Origin of the sequence: Streptomyces sp. C10-9-1 (genome assembly GCF_024497955.1) — a bacterium.
Lineage (GTDB): Bacteria > Actinomycetota > Actinomycetes > Streptomycetales > Streptomycetaceae > Streptomyces > Streptomyces sanyensis.
Genome location: NZ_JANHKP010000009.1, coordinates 41,922 through 55,193, shown reverse-complemented (window position 1 = coordinate 55,193; position 13,272 = coordinate 41,922). Strand labels below are relative to the sequence as shown.

14 protein-coding genes are annotated in these 13,272 nt (G+C 74.8%); 9 read left to right on the top strand and 5 right to left on the bottom strand.

The features are described 5' to 3' along the window. Positions 1-40: 40 nt before the first annotated feature. From hisN to NPS70_RS14400, 5 genes are all read right to left on the bottom strand, one after another. The gene (gene hisN, locus NPS70_RS14420; protein WP_256524619.1) at positions 41-841 is read right to left on the bottom strand and encodes a histidinol-phosphatase; all 801 of its coding nucleotides are present in this window, start codon (positions 839-841) and stop codon (positions 41-43) included. Between the two features lie 60 nt (positions 842-901). Continuing rightward, positions 902-1,225 (bottom strand): multidrug efflux SMR transporter, encoded by a 324-nt coding sequence (locus tag NPS70_RS14415; protein WP_256524618.1) that lies wholly within the window; start codon positions 1,223-1,225, stop codon positions 902-904. Between the two features lie 111 nt (positions 1,226-1,336). After that, entirely contained in the window at positions 1,337-2,365 is a 1,029-nt protein-coding gene (gene rsgA / locus NPS70_RS14410; protein ID WP_256524617.1) for a ribosome small subunit-dependent GTPase A, read from the bottom strand. 4 nt (positions 2,366-2,369) lie between these two features. Next, complete coding sequence (gene aroA, locus NPS70_RS14405; RefSeq protein WP_256524616.1) at positions 2,370-3,701, bottom strand: 3-phosphoshikimate 1-carboxyvinyltransferase; 1,332 nt, start codon at positions 3,699-3,701, stop codon at positions 2,370-2,372. A 40-nt stretch (positions 3,702-3,741) separates the two neighbouring features. Beyond that, entirely contained in the window at positions 3,742-4,470 is a 729-nt protein-coding gene (locus NPS70_RS14400; protein ID WP_305885885.1) for a M50 family metallopeptidase, read from the bottom strand. Between the two features lie 50 nt (positions 4,471-4,520). On the opposite strand from NPS70_RS14400, the gene NPS70_RS14395 reads away from it, so the two are divergent. The 9 genes from NPS70_RS14395 (at position 4,521) to NPS70_RS14355 (ending at position 13,240) form a co-directional block, all read left to right on the top strand. Beyond that, positions 4,521-5,336: an SOS response-associated peptidase gene (locus tag NPS70_RS14395; protein ID WP_256524615.1), complete on the top strand. Its 816-nt coding sequence runs from the start codon at positions 4,521-4,523 to the stop codon at positions 5,334-5,336. A gap of 141 nt (positions 5,337-5,477) precedes the next feature. After that, positions 5,478-6,107 carry an alpha/beta family hydrolase gene (locus NPS70_RS14390; RefSeq protein ID WP_256524614.1) on the top strand — a complete coding sequence of 210 codons (630 nt, stop codon included), beginning with the start codon at positions 5,478-5,480 and terminating at the stop codon, positions 6,105-6,107. A gap of 329 nt (positions 6,108-6,436) precedes the next feature. Continuing rightward, positions 6,437-7,102 carry a sigma-70 family RNA polymerase sigma factor gene (locus tag NPS70_RS14385; protein WP_256524832.1) on the top strand — a complete coding sequence of 222 codons (666 nt, stop codon included), beginning with the start codon at positions 6,437-6,439 and terminating at the stop codon, positions 7,100-7,102. Then, entirely contained in the window at positions 7,099-7,395 is a 297-nt protein-coding gene (rsrA, locus tag NPS70_RS14380) for a mycothiol system anti-sigma-R factor (RefSeq protein WP_187742314.1), read from the top strand. Before NPS70_RS14385 ends, rsrA begins: the two co-directional genes overlap by 4 nt. A 351-nt stretch (positions 7,396-7,746) precedes the next feature. Beyond that, complete coding sequence (locus NPS70_RS14375) at positions 7,747-9,072, top strand: HD-GYP domain-containing protein (protein ID WP_256524612.1); 1,326 nt, start codon at positions 7,747-7,749, stop codon at positions 9,070-9,072. Further along, a complete protein-coding gene (locus NPS70_RS14370) occupies positions 9,069-10,379 on the top strand; it encodes an HD-GYP domain-containing protein (RefSeq protein WP_256524611.1) in 1,311 nt (436 codons plus the stop codon). Before NPS70_RS14375 ends, NPS70_RS14370 begins: the two co-directional genes overlap by 4 nt. 211 nt (positions 10,380-10,590) lie before the next feature. Next, positions 10,591-11,598 carry a hypothetical protein gene (locus NPS70_RS14365; RefSeq protein WP_256524610.1) on the top strand — a complete coding sequence of 336 codons (1,008 nt, stop codon included), beginning with the start codon at positions 10,591-10,593 and terminating at the stop codon, positions 11,596-11,598. A gap of 109 nt (positions 11,599-11,707) precedes the next feature. Continuing rightward, positions 11,708-12,343 (top strand): peptide deformylase, encoded by a 636-nt coding sequence (gene def, locus NPS70_RS14360; protein ID WP_256524609.1) that lies wholly within the window; start codon positions 11,708-11,710, stop codon positions 12,341-12,343. A 159-nt stretch (positions 12,344-12,502) separates the two neighbouring features. Continuing rightward, positions 12,503-13,240, top strand: a complete 738-nt coding sequence (locus tag NPS70_RS14355) for a D-Ala-D-Ala carboxypeptidase family metallohydrolase (protein WP_256524608.1) — start codon at positions 12,503-12,505, stop codon at positions 13,238-13,240. Positions 13,241-13,272: the final 32 nt, after the last annotated feature.

Here is a 13,272-nt window from a genome sequence, read left to right as displayed (position 1 = left end):
CGGCACCCGGCACCGGGAACGGCGCGGCCCGTCCGCGGTGTCAGTAGCGCTGGTTCAGGTAGCCCAGCAGCTCCCGGTGGAGCAGCCCGTTCGACGCCGCCGCGTTCCCGCTGTGCGGACCCGGGGTCCCGTCGAGCCCCGTGTACGAGCCGCCCGCCTCCTGGACCACGATCGCGGGCGCGGCCATGTCCCAGAGCGACAGCTCCGGCTCGGCGCACAGGTCGACGGACCCCTCGGCGACCATCATGTAGGACCAGAAGTCACCGTAGCCCCGGGTGCGCCAGCAGGCCCTGGTCAGGTCCAGGAACCCGTCCAGCCGGCCCTGCTCCTCCCACCCGGAGAGCGAGGAGTACGCGAAGGAGGCGTCGGCCATCCGCTCCACCTTGGAGACGTGCATCCGGGTCGCGGCCGTCAGACTGCGCCCGGTGTACGCCCCCGAGCCCTTCGCCGCCCACCAGCGGCGTCCCAGCGCCGGGGCCGACACCACGCCCACCACCGGCTGGAACCCGTTCTCCCCGGCCTCCATCAGCGAGATGAGCGTCGCCCAGACCGGCACGCCGCGCACGTAGTTCTTGGTCCCGTCGATCGGGTCCACCACCCAGCGGCGTGGTCCGGTGCCCTCGATGCCGTACTCCTCGCCGAGGATGGCGTCGCGGGGGCGGGCCCGCTGCAACTGCCCGCGGATCAGCTCCTCCGCCGCCTTGTCCGCCTCGCTGACCGGGGTCATGTCCGGCTTGGTCTCGACCTTGAGGTCCAGTGCCTTGAAGCGCTCGGAGGTGACGGCGTCGGCGGCGTCCGCGAGGACATGGGCGAGACGCAGGTCGTCGTGGTAATCGGGCATGGCCTCCACCCTATCGGTGCGCTCCGGCCCCCACGGGCCGCCGGCCGCGCCGGTGGCGCCTCACTGGGAGGAGCCCGAGAGCTGGAGGCCGATCACACCCACGATCACCAGGGAGATCGAGATGATCTTCAACGTGGAGACCACGTCCCCCAGGAAGACCATGCCGTAGACCGCGGTGCCTGCCGCGCCGATCCCCGTCCACACCGCGTAGGCGGGTCCCACGTCCAGCTTCTTCAGCGACAGGGTCAGCAGTCCGAAGCTGCCCAGGGCGAAGATCGCGAAGGCGACCGTCGGCCACAGCCGGGTGAAGCCGTGGGAGAGTTTGAGGCAGACCGCGAAGCCCGTCTCAAGGAATCCGGCGACCACCACCAGCAGCCACGCCATCGTTCCTGGGCCTCCCACACGTCGCCGACCGGGTGTCCGACGTGGGCGATTATGCCCGTGTCGGTCCGCCGTGCGGCGCCAACACGGTGGAGGGCGCCGACTCGGTCGGCCTCAGTCCCCCTCGCGTCGCTCCCGTGTCGACAGCAGGCGCCGCAGCGACTGCAGTCGGGCGGGGTCCGCGTGGCCCTCGGCCGCCCAGGCGTCGAGCGCGCAGTCGGGCTCGTCGTGCGAACAGGCGCGCGGGCAGCCCTCGGTGCCCGGCTCCAGGTCGGGGAAGGCGTGGATCACCCGCGAGGGGTCGACGTGGTGCAGCCCGAACGAGCGCACCCCCGGGGTGTCGACGACCCAGCCGGCCGCCTCCCGGGCACCGCCGGGGGCCGCGAGCGGCAGAGCGAGGGCCGAGGTGGTGGTGTGGCGGCCCCGGCCCGTCACCGCGTTGACGTGTCCGGTGGTCCGGCGGCGGTCCTCGGGCACCAGCGCGTTCACCAGGGTCGTCTTCCCCACCCCCGAGTGGCCGACGAAGGCGGTGGTGCGGCCCACCAGATGCTCGCGCACCCGGTCCGCCGCCAGGCCGTCCACGAACTCCTCCCGCGTGGTGACCACATACGGGACACCCAGCGCGCCGTACATCTCCAACAGGGCCTCCGGCCCTGCCAGATCGGACTTGGTCAGCACCAACAGCGGCTCCAGCCCGCCGTCGTAGGCCGCGACCAGGCAGCGGTCGATCAGACGGGGCCGGGGCTCGGGGTCGGCCAGCGCGGTCACGATCGCCAACTGGTCCGCGTTGGCCACGACCACCCGCTCGAAGGGGTCGTCGTCGTCGGCCGTACGGCGCAGCACGGAGGAGCGCGGCTCGATCCGCACGATCCGCGCGAGGGTGTCCTTCGCCCCCGACAGATCGCCGACGATGGCGACCCGGTCGCCGACGACGGCCGCCTTGCGGCCCAGCTCCCGCGCCTTCATCGCCACCACGGCGCGGTCCTCGACCAGGCAGGTCAGCCGCCCGCGGTCCACGGTGAGCACCATGCCCTCGGCGGCGTCCTCGTGCTTGGGGCGGATGCTGGTCCGGGGACGGTTGCCCTTGCGGTTGGGGCGCGAGCGGATGTCGTCCTCGTCGGTGTGCTTGCCGTAGCGGCGCATGGCGTCAGACCCCGAGCAGCCCGGCCCACATCTGCGGGAAGTCGGGCAAGGTCTTGGCGGTCGTGGCCACGTTCTCGACCTGCACGTCCTTCACCGCCAGGCCGATCACCGCACCCGCGGTCGCCATCCGGTGGTCGTCGTAGGTGTGGAACACGCCCCCGCGCAGGCGGCGGGGGCGGATGTGCAGGCCGTCCTCGGTCTCGGTGACGTCGCCGCCGAGCCCGTTGATCTCCTTGGTCAGCGCCGCGAGCCGGTCGGTCTCGTGGAGGCGCAGGTGCGCCACGCCGCGCAGCGTCGACGGGGAGTCCGCGAGCGCGGCGACCGCCGCGATGCCGGGCGTCAGCTCGCCGACCTCGCCGAGGTCGATGTCGATGCCGTGGATCCGGCCGCTGCCGGTGAACACCAGCGCGGTGCCGTCGGGAGTCGTGGTCAGCTCGCAGGAACCGCCCATCTCGGTGAAGATGTGCCGCAGCGCGTCACCCGGCTGGGTGGTCCGCTCCGGCCAGTCCGGAATGGTGACCCGGCCGCCGGTGACCAGCGCCGCCGCCAGGAACGGCTGGGCGTTGGACAGGTCCGGCTCCACGGTCAGGTCGCGGCCCAGCAGCGCGCTGTGCGACACACGCCAGACGTCGGGCTCGCCCCCGGTCTCGGGCTCGTCGACCTGCGCACCCACGGCGCGCAGCATGTCCACGGTCATCCGGATGTGCGGCAGGGAGGGCAGTACGCCGCCGACGTGGCGCACCTCCACGCCCTGGTTGAAGCGGGGTCCGGACAGCAGCAGCGCCGAGACGAACTGCGAGGAGGACGAGGCGTCGATCCGTACCGAGCCCCCCTCCAGCGCGCCGCCGCCGTGCACGGTCATCGGCAGGGTGCCCCGGTCGTCGTCGTCGATCCGGGCACCGAGCGCGCGCAGCGCGGAGATCACCCCGCCGAGCGGCCGCTCGTGGGAGCGGGGGTCGCCGTCGAAGCGCACGGGGCCGTCGGCGAGCGTGGCGACCGGAGGCAGGAAGCGCATCACCGTGCCGGCGTTCCCGACGTCCACCGAGGCCGGGCCGTGCAGGCCGGAGGGGATGATCCGCCATGCCTCGCCGGAACCGCCGGTGGTCGTCGAGGAGACGGTCTCCTCGATGCCCACGCCCATGGCCTGGAGCGCCGCGGACATCAGCAGGGTGTCCCGGGAGCGCAGCGGCCGGCGCAGCCAGCCCGGCTCGGAGGCGAGCGCGGCGAGCACCAGCGCCCGGTTGGTGACCGACTTCGAGCCGGGCACGGTGATCTTCGCGTCGACGGGCCCGTCGGCGTAGGGGGCAGGCCACAGGGGGTGCACGGTCTCGGTCATGGCCTTCACTCTAGTGGTTCGGCGGGCCCCTCCCCGGGCCTCACAGGCCGAGCAGCCAAGTCCCGCCGCCGATCAGCGCGCAGAACGCGACGAGGTGGAAGAAGGCCAGCCACACCAGCGGCGGCACATGGGTGAGCCGGGCGAGCTGGTCCGCGTCGGAGTCCGCGGCCCCGCCGTGCCGCCGCTTCGTCTGGAGCTCGAAGACCGGCCGCACACCGCCCAGCAGCATGAACCACACGGCGGTGTAGGCGAAGGCGGACTGCACGGCAGGTCCGGTGAGCCAGGACACGAGGAGGAAGGCCGCCCCCGTGAGGGTCACGGTGAGCACGCCGTAGGCGTTGCGGACCATCACCAGCAGCGCCGCCAGCAGGGCGGTGCCCGCCCACAGCGCCAGGGTGACGTGGTCCGCGGCGAGCAGCCACGCCCCGCCGAGCCCCAGCAGCGGGGCCGCGGTGTAGCCGGCGGCCGCCGTCAGGACCATGCCCAGACCGCCGGGCCTGCCCCGGCTGACGGTCAGGCCGCTGGTGTCCGAGTGCAGCCGGATGCCCTCCAGCCGGCGCCCGGTGAGCAGGGCCACGAGCCCGTGGCCGCCCTCGTGGGCGATGGTGACCGCGTTGCGCGCGAAGCGCCACAGCGGTGCGGGCAGCACGGCGGCCAGCGCCAGCACCCCCGTCGCGGCGACCAGCCAGAGCGAGGGCGCCTCCTGGGTGCCGGTGAGACGGTCCCAGAGCCCGTCCAGCTCCCCGGCGGCGATGTGTGTGGTGACCATTTCGCGGGCGGCTCCCTCGGACGGCGTATCGAAGTGGCAGTGTGGCACTTATGTGCGGACGTTATGCAGCCAGCCGCAGCCCCGAGGATCTGGTGGGGCTGTTCCAGGTCGAGAAGTGGGAACCGGAGGAGGCGCTCGCACCCGACTGGAACGTGGCGCCCACCAAGGAGGTGCAGGCGATCCTCGAACGCCCTCTGAAGGACGCAGCCGAGCGGCGGCCGGTTCGCCAGATGCGCACCCTTCGCTGGGGACTGGTGCCCTCCTGGTCCACGTCCCCCGACGGAGCCGCGCGGATGATCAACGCCCGCGCCGAGACGCTGCACGAGAAGCCCTCGTTCCGCAGGGCCTTCGCGGCCCGCCGCTGCATCCTGCCCGCCGACGGCTACTACGAGTGGGTCACGGGCGCCGACGAGCGGGCCAAGGAGGTGGAGGGCAAGCGCAAGCGGCCGCGCAAGCAGCCCTACTTCGTCACCCCGGCCGACGGCTCGGTCTTCGCGATGGCGGGCATCTACGAGTTCTGGCGCGACCGCACGCTGCCCGACGGGCACCCGCGGGCGTGGTGGGCGACCTGCTCGGTGATCACCACCGAGGCGGAGACCGGGCCGCTGGGCGTCGCGCCGGCGGCGGGGCCCGCGACGCTCGCGGACATCCACCCCAGGATGCCGCTGATGCTGACCCCGGACCGCTGGGACGCCTGGCTGGACCCCTCGCGCACGGAGCCCGGGGACCTCGCCGCGCTCCTCGCGCCGCCGCCGGAGGGCCTGATGCGCGCCTACCCGGTGCCCACGGCGGTCAGCAACGTGCGCAACAACGGGCCGGAGCTGCTGGAGGAGCTCTCCGGCCCCGAGGAGCCGGTCCTCTTCTGAGCCGCGCCGCCGCGCCGCCGCGCCGCCGCGCCGCCGCGCCGCCACGGTGCCCGGACCGGCCCCGGGGAGGTGCGCCCCGCCTCCGGGGGCACCGGCCGCGGCGGAGGCACCTTCCGCCGCCGCACACGGCAGGATGGGGGCGTGAAGCGCACGGAGACGGTCGGGACGGAAGCGGGGGACGCCCGCGTCAGCTGGTACCCCGCGAAGGACGCGCGCCTGGTGCTGGCCCTGGGGCACGGCGCGGGCGGCGGCATCGAGGCGAGGGACCTCGCGGCGATCGCCGCCGAGCTGCCGGGCCACTCGGTCACCGTCGCCCTGGTCGAGCAGCCCTGGCGGGTCGCGGGCAGGAAGGTCGCCCCGGCGCCGAAGACGCTCGACACCGGCTGGCGCGGAGTCTGGCCGGTGCTCGCCGGGGCCGGGCCGCCGGTGGTCGCGGGCGGCCGCAGCGCGGGGGCGCGGGTGGCCTGCCGAACCGCCGCGGAACTCGGCGCGGCCGCCGTCCTCGCCCTGTCCTTCCCGCTGCACCCGCCGGGCCGCCCGGAGCGCTCCCGGGCCGGGGAACTCCTCGGCAGCGGGGTGCCGCTCCTCGTGGTGCAGGGCGGCCGGGACCCCTTCGGCCGGCCGGGGGAGTTCCCCGAGGGGCCGTACCGCCTGGTGGAGGTCCCGGACGCGGACCACGGATTCGCCGTCCCCCGGCGCTCCGCCGTGACCCAGGAGGAGGCACTGCACACCGTCACCGGCGCCGTGGCCGCGTGGGCCGCCGGGCTGTGAGAACGGTCGCACCGGCCGTGCGCGCCCCGCGGCGGGGCCCGCCCGACGGCCGCGTGCCGCCGCGCACCGGGACGGGAATGCGGCGCCGCCCCGTGCTGTTGAGCGGGGTGTCAGTGACGAGCATGGAGTAGGGAGTCCACCGCATGGGTACGACCTTCTGCCCGGCAGGCAGGCGCGCCGACGGTCTGGAGTGGACGGTGCTGCCGCAGGGCACGAGCGGTTCGACCGCCGCGGTGGCAGGCCGCAATCAGCAGGCCCCCGCGGACCAAGGTCGACTATTCTCCGATTCGAGCGGGTCCGGTCTCGGCTCCGCCACGGCGTTGGAGGAGGTGGGTCCGGTCACTGGGACCGACGCAGGGACCGACGAGGGCGGCGCGCCGCGGCCCCGGGAGACGGCCGGCGAGCGCAACGCGCGGTTCGAGCGCGATGCCCTCGGGTACCTCGACCAGATGTACTCCGCCGCACTGCGGATGACCCGCAACCCGGCGGACGCGGAGGACCTCGTGCAGGAGACGTACGCCAAGGCGTACGGCTCGTTCCACCAGTTCCGCGAGGGGACCAACCTCAAGGCGTGGCTGTACCGGATCCTCACCAACACGTTCATCAACTCCTACCGCAAGAAGCAGCGCGAGCCCCAGCGCAGCGCCGCGGAGGAGATCGAGGACTGGCAGCTGGCCCGTGCCGAGTCGCACATGTCGACCGGTCTGCGCTCCGCCGAGTCCCAGGCCATGGACCACCTGCCGGACTCCGACGTCAAGGAGGCCCTGCAGGCGATTCCGGAGGAGTTCCGGATCGCGGTCTACCTGGCCGACGTCGAGGGGTTTGCGTACAAGGAGATCGCGGACATCATGGGGACACCCATCGGTACGGTGATGTCCCGCCTGCACCGCGGCCGCCGCCAGCTGCGCGGCATGCTGGAGGACTACGCCCGCGAGCGCGGGCTCGTCCCGGCCGGTGCGGGGGAGTCGAACGACGCGAAAGGCTCGGGCTCATGAGCTGCGGAGAGCCGCATGAGACGGACTGCTCTGAGGTCCTGGACCACCTCTACGAGTTCCTCGACCACGAGATGCCCGACAGCGACTGCACCAAGTTCGAGGTGCACTTCGAGGAGTGCTCCCCGTGCCTGGAGAAGTACGGCCTGGAGCAGGCGGTGAAGAAGCTGGTCAAGCGCTGCTGCGGTCAGGACGACGTGCCCGCGGACCTGCGGGCCAAGGTGATGGGCCGCATCGACCTGATCCGGTCCGGCCAGGCCGTGCCCGACCAGGACGTCGCCACCGCCCAGGAGTGACCGCGTCCCCGCGGTCCCTGCCCGCGGGGGCCCCGCACCGGGGCACGGCCGCTCCGGCGGAGCGCCACCACGGCGCCCCGTGCCCCGTACGCGCCGGTATCACCCGTACGGGCCTATTGCCCCCGCTCGCGTACCCCCGCGCCCCCGGCGCCGCCTAGGGTCTGTCACGTCATCCCCGGCGGGTCCGCGAGGACGCCCACGGCTCCCCGCCGCGTCGGCGCACCGCCCGGACGCACCCCGGTACGGGGGCGCCCCCACCGTGCGGTGCACCTCGTCCGACGCCGCGCGCCGATCCACGGGATGACGTCATCCCGTGGTGTGGCGCCGGAAGTCGAGGGGGACGTGGGGGCAGTGACGGCCATTCCGAAGGCGGCCCGTGCCGTCGTCACCGGTGTCGTCCTCGCCGCCGGGGCCTGTGCGGCACCGGCGGCCGGGGACCCGGCGGTGCCCTGGGCGGCGGTCGGGCTGCTCGCGGCGGTCCACGCCCTGTGCGAGCTGCCCTCCCGCGGCACCGCGGCGGGCCGCTTCCCTCCCGTCGGGGCGGGCTCCTTCTTCCCCGTGCTGCTGGCCGCCGCCTTCCTGCTGCCCCCGTCCGCCGCCGTGCTGGTCGCCGTCCCCGGCTCCCTGGCGGGAGGCGCCGAGGAGCCCGGTCCCCGACTGCGGCGCGCGTGGCGCGCGGCCCGCCTGGGTCTGGCCACGGGTGCGGCCGCGGCGGTGTACGGGCGGCTGCGCCCCGGGCCCGAACGCTCCCTCGGCGCCGCGGACTTCCCCTGGGTGCTGGCCCCCGCGCTCGCCGCGGTGCTCGTCTTCTGCCTCGTGGCCGCGGTGCTGGACGCCGTGGTCCGGGCGGCCGCCGAGCGCGTGCCGCCCGGTGCCCGGCGCCCGCTCCTGCCCTCGCCCGCCCCCCACTGCGTCCACGGACTGGCCGGACTGACGATGGCCGTGCTGTGGAAGAGCCCGTACGGGCCACCGGCGGCGCTGATGGTGCTGCCTCCCGTGTACCTCTCCTGCCGGACCTTCGCCCAGTACCACCGCGAGCGGGCAGCGCACCAGGCGACCATTCGCGCGCTGGTCCAGGCGGTGGACCTCAAGGACCGGTACACCCGGGGGCACGGCGAGCGGGTGGGCCGCGCCTCGGCGCTGATCGCCGGGGAACTGGGGCTCGGGGAGGAGCGGCTGGAGACCATCCGGTTCGCCGGGATCCTCCACGACGTCGGCAAGCTCGGCGTCCCGACCCGGGTGCTGCGCAAGGACGGCCCCCTGACGCCCGCGGAGCGCCGGACCGTGGAGCTGCATCCGGAGTACGGGCACGAGATCGTGCGGGGCATCGGCTTCCTCGGGGAGGCGAGGGAGGCGATCCTGCACCACCACGAGCGTCTGGACGGCACCGGGTACCCCTACGGACTCGCCGGGGAGGCGATCCCGGAGGCGGCCCGCGTGGTCGCCGTCGCCGACGCCTTCGACGCCATGACCTCCACCCGCTCCTACCGGCGGGCCCGCCCCGTGCCGGAGGCACTGGAGGAGCTGGGGCGCTGTGCGGGCACCCAGTTCGACCCGCGGATGGTCCGGGCGCTGACCCGGGCCGTGCAGCGGGAGGGCTGGCAGACGGCCGTGACCTCGGACGAGGCGGTACCGCCCGCCGCCCGCCCCGGCCCGCGCGGGGTGCCGGCCGGATGACCGCCCGTGCCCGGGACGGCCGTGGGGGCCCGCTCCCCGCGGCGGTGGTCCCCCTGCTCCGCGCGGCGGCGCTGTGCACCGCCGTCCTGGCGCTGCTGTGGATCGCCCGCCACGGGCCGGCCGAGCCGGGGACCGCGCTCGCCTTCGGGCTCCTCGCGGCCGCCGGGGAACTCGCCCGCCGGCCCGCGGCCTCCGGCGCCCCGTACCCGCTGCACGAGCCGCTGGGCAGGGAACCCGCCCCGCTGGGGGCGGCCGCCGCGCTCGCCTACGCGCTGCTGGCGGGGAGCGCCGGGGAGAGCGCCGCCCACGGCGCCCTGCAGGCCGTGGCCGTCGTGCTGGCCGCGGTCCTGGTGGGCGCCGTGCCGCAGGCGGCCCGCGGGGAGCCGGGGGCGCCGGACCACGCGGTGCGCCGGGTGCTGACGACGGCCTTCGCGGGCGTCTGCTGCGCGGCGCTCCCCACCGCCGGGGAGTTCGTGAACACGGTCGGGCGCGGACCTGCTCCCGCGCTGCCGGTCCTGCTCGTGGCGGGGCTCGCGGTGCTGTGCGACGCCGTGCTGGCCGCCGCGCTCCTGCGGGCGCGCACCGGGGGCCCGTACGGCCCGGTCCTGCGCGAGGAGCTGCGCGCCCTCGGGGGGACCGGTGCCGCGGTCGGTGCGGCGGCCGCCGTCCTGGCGCTCGCCGCCGGGGCGGCCGGGCTGTGGGCGCTGCCGGTGTTCTGCCTGCCGCTGCTGCTGACCCAGCTCTCCTTCCGCCGCTGCGCGGCCGCACGCACCACCTACCGGCAGACCATCGCCTCGCTGGCCCGGGCGACCGAGATCGGCGGCCACACCCCGGCCGGCCACGCCCGCCGGGTCGCCGAACTCAGCCTGGCCGTCGGCCGGGAGCTCCGTCTGCCCGGGCACGAACTCGCCGTGCTGGAGTACGCCGCGCTGATGCACGACATCGGGCAGCTGTCGCTGGTCGACCCGGTGCCGGGAGGGGCCACCGTCCTGCTGCCGCGCGCCGAGCAGCGCCGGATAGCCCTGCTCGGCGGAGCGGTGGTGCGCCGCACCGGGGTTCCCGCGGGGGTGGCGGCCGTGGTGGAGCAGCAGGCCGACCCCTACCGGGAGCAGTGCCCGGCCGCCAGGATCGTGCGCGCCGCCAACGCATACGAGGACCTCTCCGGGGGAAGCGGAGGCAGTGCGGGCGGGGCACTCGCCGCTCTGGAGCAGTTGCGCCTGGGGACCGGGCGGGACTTCGCTCCGGAGGTGGTGGAGAGCCTGGCCCGGGTCCTGGGCGAGTCGGCCGGGGCGGGGGGAAGGCGCTGAGCCCGCCCCCGCACCGCGGCGGCCGGGGCCCGCTGACCGGGGCCGCGCGCCGCGTGGGGCCCGGTCCCGCTCCGGGGTCCACCGGGGTAACCCACGGGTAATGAGCGAGGCCCCGACCGGGCATGGTTGGATGCGAAAGAAGGCACTGGCAGCAGGCGCACACAGGCATGCGTCCGGGGGCACTGGCCCGAGCGACCGGCAGGCGGGAATCGTGAGGATCTTCGGGAAGGTACGGCATCGGCCCTCCGCCTCGTGGCGGCAGGCCACCGACCGCGCGTTCACGCTGATCGGCGACGGCCGGTACGAGGACGCGGGCGCCCTGCTGACGAAGGCGGCGGACCTGGAGCCCTGGCTCTCGGAGTCCTGGTTCAACCTGGCCCTGCTGCACAAGTTCCGCCACGACTGGGAGCAGGCGCGCGCCGCCGGTCTGCGGGCGGTGGCCCTGCTGGACAAGGAGTCGGGCGCCCCCGACTGGTGGAACGTCGGCATCGCGGCGACCGCGCTCCAGGACTGGCCGCTCGCCCGCCGCGCGTGGCAGGCGTACGGGCTGAAGGTCCCGGGTGTCCCCTCGCGCTCCGCGGGCGGCAACCCGGCCGCGGCCGGCGGTGCGCCGGTCGGCATGGACCTCGGCAGCGCCGCGGTGCGCCTGTCGCCCGAGGGCGAGGCCGAGGTGGTGTGGGGCCGCAGGCTGGACCCGGCCCGCATCGAGGTGCTGTCCATCCCGCTGCCGTCCTCGGGGCGCCGCTGGGGCGAGGTCGTCCTGCACGACGGGGTGCCCAACGGCGAGCGCACGACCAGTGCGGGCCCCTCGTACCCCGTCTTCGACGAGATCGAGCTGTGGGCCCCCTCACCGGTGCCCACCTGGGTGGTGCTGCTGGAGGCCGCCACCGAGGCCGACCGGGACGCGCTGGAGAAGCTGGCCGCCGACGCGGGCTTCGCCGCGGAGGACTGGTCCTCCTCGGTGCGGCTGCTGTGCCGGTCCTGCTCCGAGGGGCGGATGCCGAGCGCGGAGGGCGAGGGCGAGCACCTGGACCCGCACGACCACAGCGAGCCGGGGCACCCCGGGCCGCTGGGCCACCGCACGGCGGGGGAGCTGTGGTCCCCGGAGCGGGAGTGCGGGATAGCGGCACCCGCGGGACTGGTGCGGGGGCTGCTGGACGGCTGGGTGGCCGACAGCCCGGACACCCGCGCGTGGCGGGATCTCGAGGAAGTCTGCTGACGCCTGCCCGTAGGCTGTACCGACACAGCGTGACCGGCACGGGTCCGGGAAGCGCGTCGGGCATCGGGTACATGAGTACTCCCACAGCGGAGAAGGGCGTACGGCTGACATGGCGTCGCAGCAGGGGACGGACCAGAGGGTCGACGAAGAGGGCTTCGTCGTGGACACGGAGGACTGCGAGGAGCGTGAGCTCGCCCACCGCGAGCGCGGCACCTCGCGTCCGATCACGGTCGTGGGCAACCCGGTCCTCCACAAGGAGTGCAAGGACGTCACCGGGTTCGACGACTCGCTCGCCGCGCTCGTCGACGACATGTTCGCCAGCCAGCGGACCGCGGAGGGTGTGGGGCTCGCGGCCAACCAGATCGGCGTCGACCTGAAGGTCTTCGTCTACGACTGCCCCGACGACGACGGCGTGCGCCACGTCGGCGTGGTGTGCAACCCGGTGCTGGAGGAGCTGCCGGCGGAGCAGCGGCGGCTGGACGACTCCAACGAGGGCTGCCTGTCGGTGCCGACGGCCTACGCCTCGCTCGCCCGTCCCGACTACGCGGTGGTCCGCGGCCAGGACCTGCGGGGCAACCCGATCAAGGTCCGGGGCACCGGCTACTTCGCCCGCTGCCTGCAGCACGAGACCGACCACCTGTACGGGTACCTGTACATCGACCGGCTCTCCAAGCGGGAGCGCAAGGACGCCCTGAAGCAGATGGCGGAGGGGACCCCGCGCTACCCGGTCGTGGCGAACGACTGACCCCTCCCCGGGCGGGGCCGCCCATGACGGGCGGCCCCGCCCGGGTGCGTCACCCGGGTGTCGTCGGGCGGACAACCGGCAGTTTCCCGGGCGCTGTTGACGCGCGTCGACCGCCACGCCAGTCTCGTCGGTACACCGATTTCACGGCAGGGAGACGCCATGCTGAGACGTACGGCACGCCTTCTGCTCTCAATTGTCATGCTCACGACTATCGGGTTCGCCGGTATGGCGGCCACCGCAGGGACGGCCAGGGCCGACAGCTGCTACACCTGGCCGCGCACGCTCTCCCAGGGCGCCTCCGGATCGGACGTCGCCCAGCTCCAGATCCGCGTCGCCGGGTACCCGGGGACCGGCGCCGTCCTCGCGATCGACGGCTCCTACGGGCCTGCCACCGCCGCGGCCGTCAGGCGCTTCCAGGCCGCCTACGGCCTCGCCGCCGACGGCGTCGCCGGCCCGGCCACCTTCGGCAAGATCTACCAGCTCCAGGACGGCGACTGCACGCCGGCGCACTTCAGCTACGCGGAACTGAACCGCTGCAACTCCACCTGGTCGGGCGGCGCGGTCAGTGCCGCGACGGCCAGGTCCAACGCGCTGCGCACCATGTGGAAACTGGAGGCCCTGCGGCACGCCCTCGGCGACCAGCCGATCCGGGTGACCAGCGGTTTCCGCTCCAAGAGCTGCAACAGCGCGGTGGGCGGGGCCACCAACAGCCGCCATCTGTACGGCGACGCCGCCGACCTCGGCTCCGGGTCCCACTCGCTGTGCACCCTCGCCCGGGCGGCGCGCAACCACGGCTTCAACGGCATCCTCGGCCCGGGCTACCCCGGCCACGGCGACCACACCCATCTCGACCACCGCTCGTCCCGCTACTGGTCCGCCTCCGCCTGCGGCATCTGACCGGGCCGCGGGCCCTCCCCCCGACGCGCCGC

Bases quoted from the DNA above. Each gene is read 5' to 3' on its own strand.
- NPS70_RS14370 (WP_256524611.1), top strand. From the start codon at position 9,069: ATGACCGCCCGTGCCCGGGACGGCCGTGGGGGCCCGCTCCCCGCGGCG.
- NPS70_RS14415 (WP_256524618.1), bottom strand. From the start codon at position 1,225: ATGGCGTGGCTGCTGGTGGTGGTCGCCGGATTCCTTGAGACGGGCTTC.
- NPS70_RS14400 (WP_305885885.1), bottom strand. From the start codon at position 4,470: ATGGTCACCACACACATCGCCGCCGGGGAGCTGGACGGGCTCTGGGAC.
- NPS70_RS14395 (WP_256524615.1), top strand. From the start codon at position 4,521: ATGTGCGGACGTTATGCAGCCAGCCGCAGCCCCGAGGATCTGGTGGGG.
- rsrA (WP_187742314.1), top strand. From the start codon at position 7,099: ATGAGCTGCGGAGAGCCGCATGAGACGGACTGCTCTGAGGTCCTGGAC.
- NPS70_RS14355 (WP_256524608.1), top strand. From the start codon at position 12,503: ATGCTGAGACGTACGGCACGCCTTCTGCTCTCAATTGTCATGCTCACG.
- def (WP_256524609.1), top strand. From the start codon at position 11,708: ATGGCGTCGCAGCAGGGGACGGACCAGAGGGTCGACGAAGAGGGCTTC.
- aroA (WP_256524616.1), bottom strand. From the start codon at position 3,701: ATGACCGAGACCGTGCACCCCCTGTGGCCTGCCCCCTACGCCGACGGG.
- hisN (WP_256524619.1), bottom strand. From the start codon at position 841: ATGCCCGATTACCACGACGACCTGCGTCTCGCCCATGTCCTCGCGGAC.
- rsgA (WP_256524617.1), bottom strand. From the start codon at position 2,365: ATGCGCCGCTACGGCAAGCACACCGACGAGGACGACATCCGCTCGCGC.